18 protein-coding genes are annotated in these 14,163 nt (G+C 40.5%); 12 read left to right on the top strand and 6 right to left on the bottom strand.

Features of this window, described 5'->3' with window-relative positions; all coding sequences use genetic code 11:
- Positions 1–15: 15 nt before the first annotated feature.
- The 5 genes from trpD to trpA are packed head-to-tail and all read left to right on the top strand — an operon-like array spanning position 16 to position 4,421.
- Entirely contained in the window at positions 16–1,038 is a 1,023-nt protein-coding gene (gene trpD, locus ACWF5P_RS16655) for an anthranilate phosphoribosyltransferase (RefSeq protein WP_101224543.1), read from the top strand.
- Positions 1,038–1,814 carry an indole-3-glycerol phosphate synthase TrpC gene (gene trpC / locus ACWF5P_RS16660; protein ID WP_434169019.1) on the top strand — a complete coding sequence of 259 codons (777 nt, stop codon included), beginning with the start codon at positions 1,038–1,040 and terminating at the stop codon, positions 1,812–1,814. The genes trpD and trpC overlap by 1 nt, the downstream gene beginning before the upstream one ends.
- Positions 1,815–1,824: 10 nt before the next feature.
- On the top strand, positions 1,825–2,439 hold the full coding sequence (locus ACWF5P_RS16665; protein ID WP_434169020.1) for a phosphoribosylanthranilate isomerase: 615 nt from the start codon (positions 1,825–1,827) through the stop codon (positions 2,437–2,439).
- Between the two features lie 4 nt (positions 2,440–2,443).
- The gene (trpB, locus tag ACWF5P_RS16670) at positions 2,444–3,649 is read left to right on the top strand and encodes a tryptophan synthase subunit beta (protein WP_230177582.1); all 1,206 of its coding nucleotides are present in this window, start codon (positions 2,444–2,446) and stop codon (positions 3,647–3,649) included.
- Positions 3,642–4,421, top strand: coding sequence for a tryptophan synthase subunit alpha (trpA, locus tag ACWF5P_RS16675; RefSeq protein WP_230177581.1), 780 nt, complete (start codon positions 3,642–3,644; stop codon positions 4,419–4,421). The genes trpB and trpA overlap by 8 nt, the downstream gene beginning before the upstream one ends.
- 192 nt (positions 4,422–4,613) lie before the next feature.
- On the opposite strand, the gene ACWF5P_RS16680 is transcribed toward trpA, so the two are convergent.
- Complete coding sequence (locus ACWF5P_RS16680) at positions 4,614–5,234, bottom strand: YktB family protein (RefSeq protein ID WP_434169022.1); 621 nt, start codon at positions 5,232–5,234, stop codon at positions 4,614–4,616.
- 194 nt (positions 5,235–5,428) lie between these two features.
- Here ACWF5P_RS16680 and ACWF5P_RS16685 point away from each other — a divergent pair, with 194 nt between their 5' ends.
- On the top strand, positions 5,429–5,626 hold the full coding sequence (locus ACWF5P_RS16685) for a hypothetical protein (protein ID WP_034314018.1): 198 nt from the start codon (positions 5,429–5,431) through the stop codon (positions 5,624–5,626).
- 410 nt (positions 5,627–6,036) lie between these two features.
- Entirely contained in the window at positions 6,037–6,840 is an 804-nt protein-coding gene (locus ACWF5P_RS16690; RefSeq protein WP_402941692.1) for an inositol monophosphatase family protein, read from the top strand.
- Between the two features lie 112 nt (positions 6,841–6,952).
- Here the strand turns inward: ACWF5P_RS16690 and ACWF5P_RS16695 are convergent, their stop codons facing one another.
- Positions 6,953–7,135 (bottom strand): YlaF family protein, encoded by a 183-nt coding sequence (locus ACWF5P_RS16695; protein WP_034314013.1) that lies wholly within the window; start codon positions 7,133–7,135, stop codon positions 6,953–6,955.
- Between the two features lie 124 nt (positions 7,136–7,259).
- Here ACWF5P_RS16695 and typA point away from each other — a divergent pair, with 124 nt between their 5' ends.
- Genes typA through ACWF5P_RS16710 form a run of 3 tightly spaced genes read left to right on the top strand, consistent with a single transcriptional unit; the run spans position 7,260 to position 9,727 of the window.
- Positions 7,260–9,107, top strand: a complete 1,848-nt coding sequence (typA, locus tag ACWF5P_RS16700; protein WP_241590418.1) for a translational GTPase TypA — start codon at positions 7,260–7,262, stop codon at positions 9,105–9,107.
- Positions 9,108–9,129: 22 nt separating this feature from the next.
- Complete coding sequence (locus tag ACWF5P_RS16705) at positions 9,130–9,438, top strand: YlaH-like family protein (protein ID WP_034314008.1); 309 nt, start codon at positions 9,130–9,132, stop codon at positions 9,436–9,438.
- A 4-nt stretch (positions 9,439–9,442) separates the two neighbouring features.
- A complete protein-coding gene (locus ACWF5P_RS16710) occupies positions 9,443–9,727 on the top strand; it encodes a hypothetical protein (protein WP_101224732.1) in 285 nt (94 codons plus the stop codon).
- A gap of 40 nt (positions 9,728–9,767) precedes the next feature.
- Here the strand turns inward: ACWF5P_RS16710 and ACWF5P_RS16715 are convergent, their stop codons facing one another.
- The 3 genes from ACWF5P_RS16715 to ACWF5P_RS16725 all read right to left on the bottom strand — a co-directional run bounded on the left by ACWF5P_RS16715 (position 9,768) and on the right by ACWF5P_RS16725 (position 11,156).
- The gene (locus tag ACWF5P_RS16715; protein ID WP_101224548.1) at positions 9,768–10,199 is read right to left on the bottom strand and encodes a hypothetical protein; all 432 of its coding nucleotides are present in this window, start codon (positions 10,197–10,199) and stop codon (positions 9,768–9,770) included.
- Positions 10,183–10,383, bottom strand: a complete 201-nt coding sequence (locus ACWF5P_RS16720; protein ID WP_072272690.1) for a YlaI family protein — start codon at positions 10,381–10,383, stop codon at positions 10,183–10,185. Before ACWF5P_RS16720 ends, ACWF5P_RS16715 begins: the two co-directional genes overlap by 17 nt.
- A 173-nt stretch (positions 10,384–10,556) precedes the next feature.
- Complete coding sequence (locus ACWF5P_RS16725) at positions 10,557–11,156, bottom strand: YhcN/YlaJ family sporulation lipoprotein (RefSeq protein WP_434169023.1); 600 nt, start codon at positions 11,154–11,156, stop codon at positions 10,557–10,559.
- 266 nt (positions 11,157–11,422) lie between these two features.
- Between ACWF5P_RS16725 and ACWF5P_RS16730 the strand changes: the two genes are divergently transcribed.
- Complete coding sequence (locus tag ACWF5P_RS16730) at positions 11,423–12,754, top strand: PhoH family protein (RefSeq protein ID WP_434169024.1); 1,332 nt, start codon at positions 11,423–11,425, stop codon at positions 12,752–12,754.
- Positions 12,755–12,818: 64 nt separating this feature from the next.
- Here the strand turns inward: ACWF5P_RS16730 and ACWF5P_RS16735 are convergent, their stop codons facing one another.
- Complete coding sequence (locus tag ACWF5P_RS16735) at positions 12,819–13,322, bottom strand: hypothetical protein (RefSeq protein ID WP_101224551.1); 504 nt, start codon at positions 13,320–13,322, stop codon at positions 12,819–12,821.
- 221 nt (positions 13,323–13,543) lie between these two features.
- On the opposite strand from ACWF5P_RS16735, the gene ACWF5P_RS16740 reads away from it, so the two are divergent.
- Positions 13,544–13,825, top strand: a complete 282-nt coding sequence (locus ACWF5P_RS16740) for a YlaN family protein (protein WP_034313996.1) — start codon at positions 13,544–13,546, stop codon at positions 13,823–13,825.
- Positions 13,826–14,163 lie beyond the last annotated feature (338 nt).

The following is a 14,163-nucleotide window of genomic DNA, read 5'->3' on the forward strand; positions in this document are numbered from 1 at the left end:
CTGGGGGAGTTAGCGGTGAAGGAATATTTAGCGAAGTTAGCAGAGCGTCAAACATTGACGGAAGAAGAGATGAGCAGAGCAGCCCAATCGTTATTTTCAAAAGATATCACCGAAAGCGAAATGGCAGCATTCATCATTGCCCTAAAATCCAAAGGGGAAACGGCAGGTGAAATAGCGAGCCTTGTCAGGGTCATGAGAAAAGAAGCAAGAAGTGTACAAACAAGCTCCCTTAATGTAATGGATAATTGCGGAACGGGAGGGGATGGATCACAAAGCTTCAATATAAGTACAGCATCGGCCTTCGTGCTGGCAGGTGCCGGTGTCAAGGTTGCAAAACATGGAAACCGTAGCATTTCAAGCAAAACGGGCAGTGCGGATGTATTGGAAGAGCTAGGTGTTAATTTGTACTTGGAGCCAGACATGTTAAAAGAACTGTTGGAGGTAAATGGGATCGCATTCTTATTTGCCCCATCGGTCCACCCTAATATTGCACGGATAATGAAAGTGAGAAAAGAACTGAAAATCCCGACGATATTTAATCTCATCGGACCTTTAACGAATCCAGTCCAACTCGATACGCAATTAATGGGAATCAATCGACGCGATATGCTCGAGCTTTTTGCGGAAGTCCTGCATAAATTAGGCAGGAAACGCGCGGTAGTGATAAATGGTGCCGGATTCATGGATGAAGCGAGCCTGCAGGGTGAAAATTCACTCGTGCTATTGGAGCAGGGGGATATTATCCCATTTACGCTGCATCCTGAAGAAGTGGATCTGCCGGTTTATGGAAATGATGCCATTCGCGGCGGTGACGCCAAACAAAATGCCGATATCATGCTCAGGCTTCTCAAGGGGGAAAAAGGGGCCTATCGTGATACCGTTTTATTGAATGCTGGATTGGGATTATTCGCACATGGAACGGCAGCAACGATCAAAAAAGGAATCTCCATGGCCAAGGAAAGCCTTGATAGCGGATCGGCTCTTGCAAAGTTAGAAAATCTGATTGCTTATGGCAATAGAAATAAGGTGGTCATGTAATGGAAAATATTTTAACGAAAATCATCGATCAGAAAAAGGTGGAAGTCGCAAATTTAAAAGAAAGGGGCTTAGGTGATTCGGTCATGGTCAACATAGTCAGGCCATCTTTGGTGGATCATTTGAAAACGGCGAAATCGATGGCTGTTATCGCGGAAATAAAACGGGCTTCCCCTTCAAAAGGGGACATTAAAATCAATGTTAATCCGATCGAGCAGGCCCTTTCATATGAAAGCGGCGGAGCGGCAGCGATATCCGTATTGACGGATGAGGTTTTCTTTAAAGGATCAATTGCAGATTTGAGAAACGTAAGCGAGGCCATACGGATTCCCAGGCTGTGCAAAGATTTCATCATCGATGAAATCCAAATCGATCGTGCTCATCAAGCTGGTGCAACTATCATTCTATTGATTGTGGCAGCACTTTCTAAAGAACGACTTCATGAATTATATCAATATGCAAAAAAGAGTGGGCTTGAAGTATTGACTGAAGTCCATGATGAAGCCGAACTAAAACAGGCTCTCGAGCTGAATGCAGAGCTCATAGGGATCAATAATCGGAATTTAAAGACTTTCAAAGTGGATTTGGCTGTAACTGAACGACTGGCAAAGTTACTTGATCCAACACGCCATATCATTATCAGTGAAAGTGGGATCAAGACAAAAGAAGACGTGATGCGTGTGAAGGAAGCTGGTGCAAAAGCGATTTTAGTCGGGGAGACGCTGATGACTGCATCAAATCTTCCGCACACGATGGCTGAACTGCAAATGAGTATATAAGGAGATTAATATGTTAGTGAAAATCTGTGGGATAAAGACATTGGCTGCCGCTCAGACTGCTGTTGAATCAGGGGCAGACTTCATTGGTTTCATTTTTGCCGAGAGCAGCAGGAAGGTTGAGCCAGAGATAGTGGGAGAATTCGGAGCCAAACTAGCTGGACATGTTAAAAAAGTCGGAGTGTTTGCCAATCAAACTGAACAAGAAGTGATAAAAAATGCCGAAATTGCAGGATTGGATTATATTCAGCTTCATGGTAACGAGCCTGCCAGCTTCGCCCGCAGAATGCCCTTACCGGTGATCAAGGCCTTTGCCGTCAATTCAGAGAAAGACCTTGAAAACCTTCATGAATACCCAGCAGATTATCTATTAGTCGATCTTCCTAAGAGTTCATCTGGAAAGGGATTGACTTTGGATTGGGAAATGATCCGAAAAGCGGAACTGCCACTGGGGAAGGTGATTCTAGCGGGTGGGCTGACTCCGGAAAATGTCGGAAAAGCGATTGATGCCGTATCACCGTTCGCAGTTGACGTAGCCAGTGGTGTTGAAACAAACGGATTAAAAGATGCTGCAAAAATAAAAGCATTTATTAATGAGGCAAAATATACAGCCGGAAAAGAGGAATGAATAGATGAACACTTATACACAGCCTGATAAAACTGGACATTTTGGAGCATATGGAGGCCGTTTCGTTCCGGAAACTTTAATGGCGGCGATTACGGAGCTTGAAGAAGTATATGAACAATCTAAAAATGATCCTGAATTCCAAAGTCAGCTAAGCTATTACCTGAAACAATATATCGGTCGGGAAACACCACTTTATTTTGCGGAGAACTTAACGAGACTGGCTGGTGGTGCAAATATTTACCTGAAGCGCGAAGACCTGAATCATACTGGGGCCCACAAAATAAATAATACGATCGGTCAAGCTTTGCTGACTCAGAAAATGGGCAAGAAAAAGGTGATTGCCGAAACGGGTGCAGGACAGCATGGGGTAGCAACGGCGACTGTGTGTGCATTGCTGAAGTTGGAATGCATCATCTTTATGGGAGAAGAAGATATCAGGAGACAGAAATTAAATGTATTCAGGATGGAGCTTTTGGGAGCCAAGGTCATATCTGTTTCACAAGGAAGCGGGACACTGAAGGATGCTGTGAATGAGGCGTTACGATATTGGGTGGCGAATGTGGATGACACCCATTATATAATGGGATCGGTTCTTGGACCGCATCCATTCCCCGTTATAGTTCGTGATTTTCAAAGCGTGATAGGAAATGAAACAAAGCGTCAATATTCGGAGGCGGTACATTCCCTGCCGGATGCAGTAGTCGCTTGCATAGGCGGAGGAAGTAATGCAATGGGAATGTTTTATCCCTTCATTGAGGATGAAACGGTAAAATTATACGGAGTGGAAGCGGCAGGGCATGGACTTGAAACGCCATTGCATGCTTCAAGTTTGACGAAGGGGAAACCTGGGGTGCTCCACGGGGCATTCATGTATGTGTTGCAGAACGAGGACGGTCAGATCCAAGAGGCGCATTCAATTTCAGCAGGGCTGGATTATCCAGGGGTAGGGCCTGAACATAGTTACTTAAAAGATACAAATCGGGTGGAATATACTTCGGTAACCGATGCGGAAGCTTTAGAAGCTCTAACGTTGCTTTCAAGGGAGGAAGGCATCATCCCTGCTTTAGAAAGTTCACATGCGATTTCCTACGGTTTAAAGCTTGCTAAAGAAATGGAGAAAGGAACAGGACTGGTGATTTGCCTGTCCGGCCGTGGTGATAAGGATGTTGAAACGGTCCAATCGTTGATGGGAGGTAGTAAACATGAATAAATTAACAAACGCGCTTCAAGAATGTCAAACAAAACAGGAAAAAGCATTCATCCCATATATTATGGCAGGAGATGGAGGTCTTGAACGGTTAAAGAGCCAGCTTCTTTTCCTTGAAAACAGCGGGGCGACTGCTGTTGAACTAGGTATCCCATTCTCTGACCCTGTCGCAGATGGACCTGTTATCCAACAAGCTGGCATCCGTTCTTTGGAAAATGGAACAACTTTAAAAGATGTCCTGAAAAAAGTAATGGAAATCAAAAATGATGTGACCATCCCAATTATTTTAATGGGATATACGAATTCAATCCTTGCATATGGACTTAAAGAGTTTACCAATGATTGTCTACAAGCAGGGATTTCCGGGTGCATCATCCCCGATTTACCGATTGAAGAAGAAGCTATCTTTTCATCAATCAAAACTGCAGGAATCGTTCTTATCCGCCTTGTGACACTCACGTCATCGAAAGAGCGTATCACTGAGATTACCGCAGGGGCGGAGGGTTTTATCTACGCAGTTACAGTCAAAGGGATTACAGGTGCCCGTGACGCCTTTGGGGAAGAACTTGGAGGCTATTTAAAGAAGGTAAAAGAGATAAGTCCGGTTCCCGTTCTTGCTGGGTTCGGCATATCAACGCCAAATCATGTACGTGATGCTATACAATACTGCGATGGTGTCATAGTCGGCAGCAAGATCATCGATTGCTTCGAAACAGGTAAGGAAGATCAAATTAGTGACTTGATACAAGCAAGTAAAGGGGTAGTGCAAAAATAGGAATGGAGAGACTCCCGGGCTGCTCGCTGCGGAAAGAGAGTGTCTGGAGGCAACGGTCATATTTTAAAAACCTAAAAAAACTGTAGACAAACTCTATAATGATCGAGTTTGTCTACAGTCTGAGGAGAGCCATAAGGCTCTCCTTTTATCTTAACCGGTTTTTTGTTGGATCCGAATACAAATCAAATGTGTTTAATTTAATTGATATAAGGGTAAAAGATGTTCAAACGCATCTTGAATGGTTTTAATGAAATCATCATCTTTTAACTTTATGGCGTCATCACGGGAAATTTTTATACCGCATAGAATTTCGGCTTTCTTTACCGTTTGCAAACGAGTGAACATTGAATTCAAATCATCTACTCCAAGACCTTCATGATGGATGACATCAGGTTTTGTATGGTCCATTGACCAAACATAATGGGAGGGAATGCTATTCACCAATCGGTCTGCCTGCTGCTCCAGATGCTTTCCGATTTCCGTTTTATTAGGGGCTTCATAAATGACGGCATACCAGATGAACATATGCGTTTCCCATAACCCGATTTGGAAATGCGGCATCATTTTATATCCTCTGCTGTTGGCAGCGAAGGCAACCCATGTATCATTAGGTGGATTCACTGTCCGTCTAGCATGCTTTGCAACGTGAGGGTACATTTCATCACCGGTCATAACTGACAGTTTTTGAGAAAAGTGCTCTCCTAGGGCTTGTAATTTGGGCTGGATTCGTTCTTTTAAAGCATCCATGCGGGATTCCAATCCATCAATTTTAAAAACATCAAAATCACTTGCTGTAAAACTAGCTATATTCATTTTCATCTCTCCTACCGTAATATCTGCACATATTGTAGCATAAGTAAAAGTAAAATTTAAAAAATACGATTTGGGTTGGCTATGTAAAATTACTTATAGGTTAAAGCACAAATTAGTTGCTATTTGTTGTAGGAAATCATATGATAATATAAATTCAGAAAATTACGTTAATTGATGAAGGGAGAATGTTAATTATGAAACAAGTCATGAACCAAGCATTAAAAGCTAAAGAAGTTGAAAGACATAGAGCTGCAGTGTTAAGAATGGAAATGGACTATGAATTAGCAACCCTTTTTGAAGCAATTGGTGAAGAGAATGACCAAAAGAGGTCACAATGCAAGCAAAGGCTTGAACGCATCCGCTTGGAATTGTTAAAACTGAAAGCCTTGTAAATGATTGGCTGCAGAGATCTTGAAGGAGAATGAATAAAGGAAATGAATCAATTTCAATACAAGGAATTTTATTATAGATGAACGGACACTTTATTTTATAAAAAATATTGTGTCCGTTTTTCATTAAATGTCCAAAATATATAAGGTGGGTATTTTATTTTGGTTCGGTCCCATTTAATAAGGAAGGGAGACGTTTAGGTAAAGTGGTTTGAAAAGTATTTCCGCGGGCTAACTCTTGATTGCGAAACCGATTAATGGATGGATGGTCAAGGAACCTTCTTTCCACATATGTTTTTAAAAAATGGAAAATTTAAGATGTTAAAAACTTGAAGGCAAGCTATATTTGCTTTAATCTTTAGAAGTGGATCATTTTAATGTAGTTTCTGATCATAAAGGACGGGGATATTATAATGGCATCGGTCAAGGAAATGGATACATATGCGAAGTTATGGATGAAAGAAGCGGGTACTAGGCTTAGGGCGTCCTTTAAAACCAAGTTGAATATTGAAATGAAAACGAATCCGAATGATTTGGTCACTAATATGGATAAGGGGATAGAAAAGTTTTTTTGCGAAAAAATCGGCGAAGTCTTTCCTGAACACCGCATTTTTGGCGAAGAAGGAATGGGCCATGATATTAAAGACCTAAAAGGTACGGTGTGGATCATCGATCCAATTGATGGAACTTTGAATTTCATTCATCAACAGCGGAATTTTGCAATTTCTCTAGGGGTTTATGTGGATGGCATTGGAAAGATTGGCATGGTTTATGATGTCTTCAGTGATGAATTATATCATGCGGTCAAGGGGCAGGGAGCATTTCTGAATGATCAAAGGCTCCCATCACTTGAAGAGGCATCAGTAAGCAAAGCGATCATTTCCATTAATGCTAGCTGGGTAACGGAAAACCGGAGGATTGACCCGAGTCTTTTGGCACCGCTGGTTCGGGATGCAAGAGGGACACGTTCTTATGGCTCGGCAGCATTGGAGCTGGCATTCGTGGCAGCTGGAAGGATTGATGCATACATTACCATGAGACTCATGCCTTGGGACTTTGCCGGGGGAGTTTTGCTGGTTGAGGAAGTGGGCGGGGAAGTTAGTAATATTAAAGGTGACAAATTGAATTATTTAGAAGGCGACTCACTTTTCGTATCTAAACCCGGGCTTCACAAAGAAGTATTCGATAAATACTTGTCAGGAAACTCCAGCCGTTAGCATCAAGGGCCTTATTGCATACAGGATAAATATCTTGCACGGATGGAATCAAATACTCATTTTGAAATAATTAACAAAAAAACTCGCTGTATGTCAGCGAGTTTTTTTTATATTATAACTTCCCGGCTTCGCGTAATTTCTTCTTCTGAGTGAAACCGAACCCCATTATTCCGCAAAGAATAACGATTGCAGCCAATATTCCAATCAAGCTTTTTTCAGCAATGAAGATGCCAATGGAGCCAATGCTGGATGTTGCCAATACCGCTAATATTAAGAAATTCCATTTAATGTTCATTAATATCACCCCTAATATATCTATTGTACATAATTTCTGTATTTGTTTCTAGTATGTTTGTGATATAATATGTAAGTTAATACTAGTGATACGTTATACACAAACTTTTTTAGGAGTGAATTTTTTGAAATTAAGAGAAAATATTCGTAATATAGCCATCATTGCCCACGTTGACCATGGTAAAACAACGTTAGTGGATCAGTTGCTTAAGCAATCTGGTACTTTCCGTGAAAATGAACATGTGGAAGAACGTGCGATGGATTCTAATGCGATTGAAAAAGAACGCGGAATTACGATTCTTGCGAAAAATACAGCAGTTCAATACCAAGATACAAGGATCAATATTTTGGATACACCTGGTCATGCCGACTTTGGTGGTGAAGTGGAACGGATCATGAAAATGGTTGATGGCGTTCTTCTTGTTGTTGATGCATATGAAGGCTGTATGCCGCAAACTCGCTTCGTGTTGAAAAAAGCATTGGAACAAAAGATCACGCCAATCGTTGTCGTGAACAAAATCGATAAAGATTCTGCACGTCCAAATGAAGTGGTCGATGAAGTAATTGACTTATTCATCGAGCTAGGAGCTGAAGAAGAACAATTAGACTTCCCAGTTGTCTTCACTTCAGGTATTGCTGGTACTGCAAGCTTGGATTCAGATCCTTCTAAACAAGAAGAAGACATGACCCCACTTTTCGAAACAATCGTTGAGACGATCCCTGCACCAATCGATAACTCAGATGAACCGCTTCAATTCCAAGTGGCTTTACTTGACTATAATGATTATGTAGGACGTATTGGCGTTGGCCGTGTATTCCGCGGTAAAATGCATGTAGGTCAACAAGTTTCATTAATGAAACTTGATGGGAAGGTTAAACAATTCCGTGTAACGAAAATCTTTGGTTATATCGGCTTGAAGAAAGTTGAAATCCAAGAAGCCGTTGCCGGTGATTTAATTGCCGTTTCTGGTATGGAGGATATTAACGTAGGGGAAACAGTTTGTCCGACTGAACACCCTGAAGCTCTACCTATCCTGCGTATTGACGAGCCAACATTACAAATGACTTTCCTTGTAAATAACAGCCCATTCGCAGGCCGTGAAGGTAAATTCGTTACAGCTCGTAAAATTGAAGAGCGTTTGAGAAACCAATTGCAGACTGATGTCAGCTTAAGAGTCGAAAATACTGATTCTCCGGATGTCTGGATTGTTTCAGGTCGTGGGGAGCTTCACCTTTCCATCCTGATCGAAAACATGAGACGTGAAGGTTATGAACTGCAAGTTTCTAAACCGGAAGTTATCGTTCGTTTGATTGATGGTGTCCGTTGTGAGCCGGTTGAACGTGTACAAATCGACGTACCTGAGGAGCACACTGGTTCGATCATGGAATCAATGGGAGCCCGTAAAGGTGAATTATTGGATATGATCAACAGCGGAAGCGGTCAAGTTCGTTTACTGTTCACGATCCCAGCTCGCGGACTTATTGGCTATTCAACTGAGTTCTTAACGATTACACGCGGATATGGTATCATGAACCATTCATTTGACAGCTACCAACCAATGGCCCAAGGTCAAGTCGGCGGAAGACGTCAAGGTGTACTTGTATCCATGGAATCAGGAAAAACTACACAATATGGTATTATGCAAGTAGAAGACCGCGGTGTTATTTTCGTTGAGCCAGGTACGGATATTTACGAAGGCATGATCGTCGGGGAACATAACCGTGATAGCGATTTGACAGTTAATATCGTTAAAGCGAAACAAATGACAAATATGCGTTCAGCAAATAAAGACCAAACTTCTTCCATGAAAAAACCAAGAATCATGTCCCTTGAAGAAGCTCTGGAATATTTGAACGATGACGAGTACTGTGAAGTAACTCCGGATTCAATCCGTCTTCGTAAAAAAATTCTAGATAAAAACGAGCGTGAAAGAGCAGCTAAAAGAAAAAAAGTTGCTGTTGAAGAAAAATAAATAGCAAGAGGAGGAGAAAAGATTGGATATCCAAGAGCGATTATCATTTTTTGCAGCATTGTACAGAGTGGATGAAAATCCTGAAGCAGGAATGTGGTATTTATATTTGACGGTCTTTGGATTATGCATCCTTGTCTATCAGTTAGGTTTTGCCAAAAAGTTACCATTGCTAAAAAATGTGGTCATTTATGTGGTAATGGCGCTTGGATGTACCCTTCTTTCTTTCTTTGCGGTGTTTCTTCCTATGGGGGAAGCATTAGTCATCGCTTCGCTTGTTCTGGGGATTTATAGGATCCGTCTTCATAATTCGAGAAAAGAAGAACAGGCTTAAGATGATGAAATCATTACAGGATGCTTTATACAATTGGTTGACGATCAAAGTTGTCTGTGATGCAAGGCCTGATGATACAGCTGCACGCGATACAGAAATGTTTTTCATGCAGATGCTGAAAGACGATCATCAGGTGATAATCGATTCGGTTACAAAGACAGAACCTTTTTATTTCGTCGAGTACCTTTTGGGAGACGAAATGAAAAAGCAACGTTATCCGATTGAATTGATTGATATCATGTTAGACCAAATTCAGTTAGAGCCAGAAAAGTATAAAAATATCGAGTAATGATAAAAAGAACCGTGCGATTTACGCACGGTTCTTTTTTTTATATGGCTTTAGGGAGGAAAAGTCCGTAAAAAAGATGTAAGATTGTCCACAAAAAGAAAGCTGTCAAATCAGAAGGAAGGACAACTTCTGTTTTCGACAGCGCAGATAGTGGGAAGTAAAGCATGATGGCGGGAATGATCGTGATAAAAGCAAGTGCGTATTCGTTCCATCTCCTGAAAATTTTCAAAGGATGAAGAATATAAGCGTAAATAAACGTAATGGCAAGTGAAAAAAGGAGATGGAAAAAGAACAATGATGTCTCACTCCAGGAAACAGCTCCAATTAGAGGAAGGAAATCCACATTCAATAAAAGCTTATACACTTGCTTGCCGGAAAACATTTCTACCCACTTCATTATCAATCCAAGCAGAACTCCATTGATGAGACCAATCAGGCAAACTTTATAAAATATTCTACCATTCATCTTCATTTTTGATCGTCCGGTACAGACGGAAGTTTCCGGTTGCAATCCGTTCGTTCGTACGCTCTTCTATGCGTTGGTTGCATGTATTGCACATATAGGTATGTATAGGACGGTTTCGAAGTTTCTTTGCTTCTGGGCTATCGTCAGGTATAGATTCAATTTGATCGCATATTACACATTTAACCTTCATATTAGTTGAACCTCACTTCAATTCGAATATGCTTTTAAGTATACCAATATTTTTATGGTAAAACGAGGATAAAGTGAAACTGACATTTGAAAGTTTATGTTACTTGGTGCATGGCGGGTATAGACGGCGGGTATAGACAAAAAACCCGAAGATTCACTTCGGGTCAGGAAAATTCATTCTTTAAAGTGATTGGATTGATCATTTTGCTCTTTATCGAGTTCTTTTCTTTCCGTTTCATCATCAAGTTTATTTTTTTCATTTTCAATGTTCTTGGACGGCGTTGGGGTTAAAATATCACCAGGAACCTCAGGAATGACTCGACTTGTGATATCAGCCAGTTCATTTAATATGCCTGTTACGGGTCTGCCGTCTTTAATATCCCTGGCCACCTCCCTGATCCGCTCATTTATATCCGGGTCAGCGACGATGAGGGCATTTGCACCTTCAGGATCATGTTTTAAAGTTTCTCCAACAGAGTACTTTATCGTTCCGACCTGTGAACGCTCAATATCTTGGTCAATATCTATTCCGACGATGGCATATTTGCCAAGTACGACTGCGGTGGCATCGTTCACCTCCGGAATGGATTTAGCCAAACCGGTGAGTCTTTCCGCTGTTTGCTGGCCGGTATTTCTGTCTGCCTCCTTAATGGTCGTATTATTGACTTTCGTTATATTGTTTTTCGTGTTATTTTCAGACACTTCGTTATTATTATCCATTGTGCAACCTGACATCAACAGAACCGCAGCGAGCGGCAATATGATTTTTCGCAATGTAAAACCTCCTTAATGCTCTTTTTTTGTTCCAGCCTGTCCATCACTACCAAGTCTGATGCATATAAGTATAAAATGCAGTGAAACATGGTGTTATCAATGATGGGGATTGCATTCTTTGCTGGAAGTTTTCTTTATAGTCTGTAAATGTTCTTCTATCTTTATGCAAAGGAACATATATTTTATCAACAGTCTCGTCCGCTACATAAATGCTGAGTGTAGTAAATGGTAAGGCATATCCTATAGAGCAGGCAGGAGGCGTCATATTGGGGAAAAAAATCTATGTTTTAGATACGAATGTCCTGTTGCAGGATCCGTATTCGATTTATTCATTCGAAGATAATGAAGTTGTCATTCCAGCAGTCGTATTAGAAGAATTGGATTCGAAAAAAAGGTACATGGATGAAATCGGAAGGAATGCCAGGCAAGTATCGAAATTGATCGATGGCTTTCGGGAAAAAGGGAAGCTTCATCAGAGCATTCCGCTTCATAATGGAGGCAGCATAAGGATTGAACTCAACCATCGTTCATTTCATAAGCTTCAGGAAATTTTTGTGGAGAAAACGAATGATAACAGGATATTGGCAGTCGCGAAAAATTTATCATTGGAAGAAGAGACGAAGGAAGCAGGAAAAACGGTCATTTTGGTTAGTAAAGATACACTCGTCAGGGTCAAGGCTGATGCAATCGGTCTTGAGGCAGAGGACTTTTTAAATGACCGTGTCGTAGAACTGGACCATATTTACGCTGGGCACAAAGAAGTGTTTGTATCGATTGATAATCTGAATAAGTTTTATGAAAAAAGTTTTCTGGCATTGGAAGAACTGACAAAAGATTCATATTATCCAAATCAATTCCTGTTGATGAAGGACACGCTGGGCAGTTCAGCTTCTGCGATAGGGATTGTGGATGAGAATTGCAGGTTAGTTAAGAAATTGATGTATGAAGGGGAACATATTTGGGGAATAAAACCGAGAAATGTCCAGCAGACGATGGCCCTAGATTTGTTGCTCCGTTCGGACATCAAGCTTGTGACGCTCATTGGTAAAGCTGGGACAGGTAAGACTTTATTGGCATTGGCAACAGGATTGATGCAAACTGAAGATTTGTCACAATATAAGAAACTTTTGGTTGCCAGGCCCATTGTTCCGGTTGGTAAAGATATTGGTTATCTGCCAGGGGAAAAAGAAGAAAAATTAAGACCATGGATGCAGCCTATTTTTGATAATCTCGAATTTTTGTTCAATACGAAAAAACCTGGGGAATTGGATGCCATTTTAGCAGGCATGAGTTCGATCGAAGTGGAAGCCCTCACCTATATCAGGGGAAGGAGCATCCCGGATCAGTTCATCATCATCGATGAAGCGCAGAACTTAACGAAACATGAGGTCAAGACCATTTTGACGAGGGTCGGGGAGCGAAGCAAAATTGTGTTAATGGGAGATCCGGAACAAATAGATCATCCGTATTTAGATGAATATAATAATGGTTTGACATATGTGGTGGAAAAATTCAAGACCGAGCGTATTGCAGGCCACGTTAAATTGATAAAAGGGGAAAGATCTGGATTGGCCCAGCTGGCAGCTACGCTTTTATAATGCAATCGGCAAGGGATATCCCTTGCCGATTGCTCTAAAGTTTTTGGCGAGAATGGAATAATTCTTATTTAACAGTGAAAGACCGTACATTTTTTATCGGATCATTGATGTTGGAAGCGTCTCCGAAATAAATTTCCAAAGGACCGCCCTCGGATATTTTAAGCGGCTTTCCTTCCTTGGAAAAGCCCAGGAAAAATTCAAGTGCCGTTTCCAATGGGAATGTAAGCTCCTCATCATCGGTTGTAACGATGACTTCAGTTACCCCATTTTCAGGTTCGGCATTTTTTAAAAAAGGTTCAAAAGGGATGCCGAAAGTCCCTTCCAGCAATCTTTGCTTCTCGAACTTTCGTTCCGTTTTTAATGTGGGTGGCATTATTGCGCCTTCCTGTATTTCTTTTTGCCAATGTTTGGAGGCAGCAATCGTATATTCTTCTAATTCATTGACTTGGACTCTTTCTGCGTGGAAATATGTATTTATTTCAACTTTACGGTCATCAAAAATCCATACTCCGGGATCTAGTGTAATTGGATATTTCACTTTTCCATTTATAAATACGATGGGTTCCAAATATCTCATTCCTTTCTGTTGCTCTTTAATGATTATAATCAATTATAATTGAATTGTCACATCTTCACGATGGTGAACAATTTTCATGGCTGGGTATATTCATTTGAGAGGTGATTGTGTTATCTCAATGGCAAATTGTTTGTCAATGTCCTTGCTTTTTCACAAAACTAAAGGTAGAATTTAAAGATAAGATTTAATCGCTCTGAGCGGGGGGATTTAACATGGCATCTGATATGCTTGTCAATCATCGAGAAAAAGCTTATGCTTTATTAAAAGCAGATGCTGACAAGATTCTAAAACTGATAAAAGTTCAAATGGAAAATCTCACTATGCCTCAATGTCCTTTATATGAAGAGGTCCTTGATACACAAATGTTCGGTCTATCAAGAGAAATTGATTTTGCCGTACGCTTAGGTTTGGTAGAGGAAACCGAGGGTAAATCCCTTTTGGAAACCCTTGAACAGGAATTGTCAGTTTTGCATGAAGCATCATTAAAAAAATAATAGATAAAACATACTAACTCAAACAAATCTCGATGATTGTTTGAGTTTTTTATTTATGTACATAATTATTTAATAGTGTTATACTATATCAAATAGTGACATACTAATTGGTCCTCGGAAGCTCAATTTGAGTTTTTTAATTATTTTGAATTTTTATTTTGATATTGGCAATTTATGGTCCTGTTCCTTTGCTGCGGCATTGGAGTCTTGGAGGGAAATCAGATTTAATTCCTTGTTTTTATATACGAATATATGCAATTTTTTATTTTTTTATTGTATTCAGTTAATTTTAGTATTATTGTTATATTAATTGAATGTTAAATTAAATTGATAATATA

This window comes from Peribacillus sp. NPDC055009 (genome assembly GCF_053608705.1).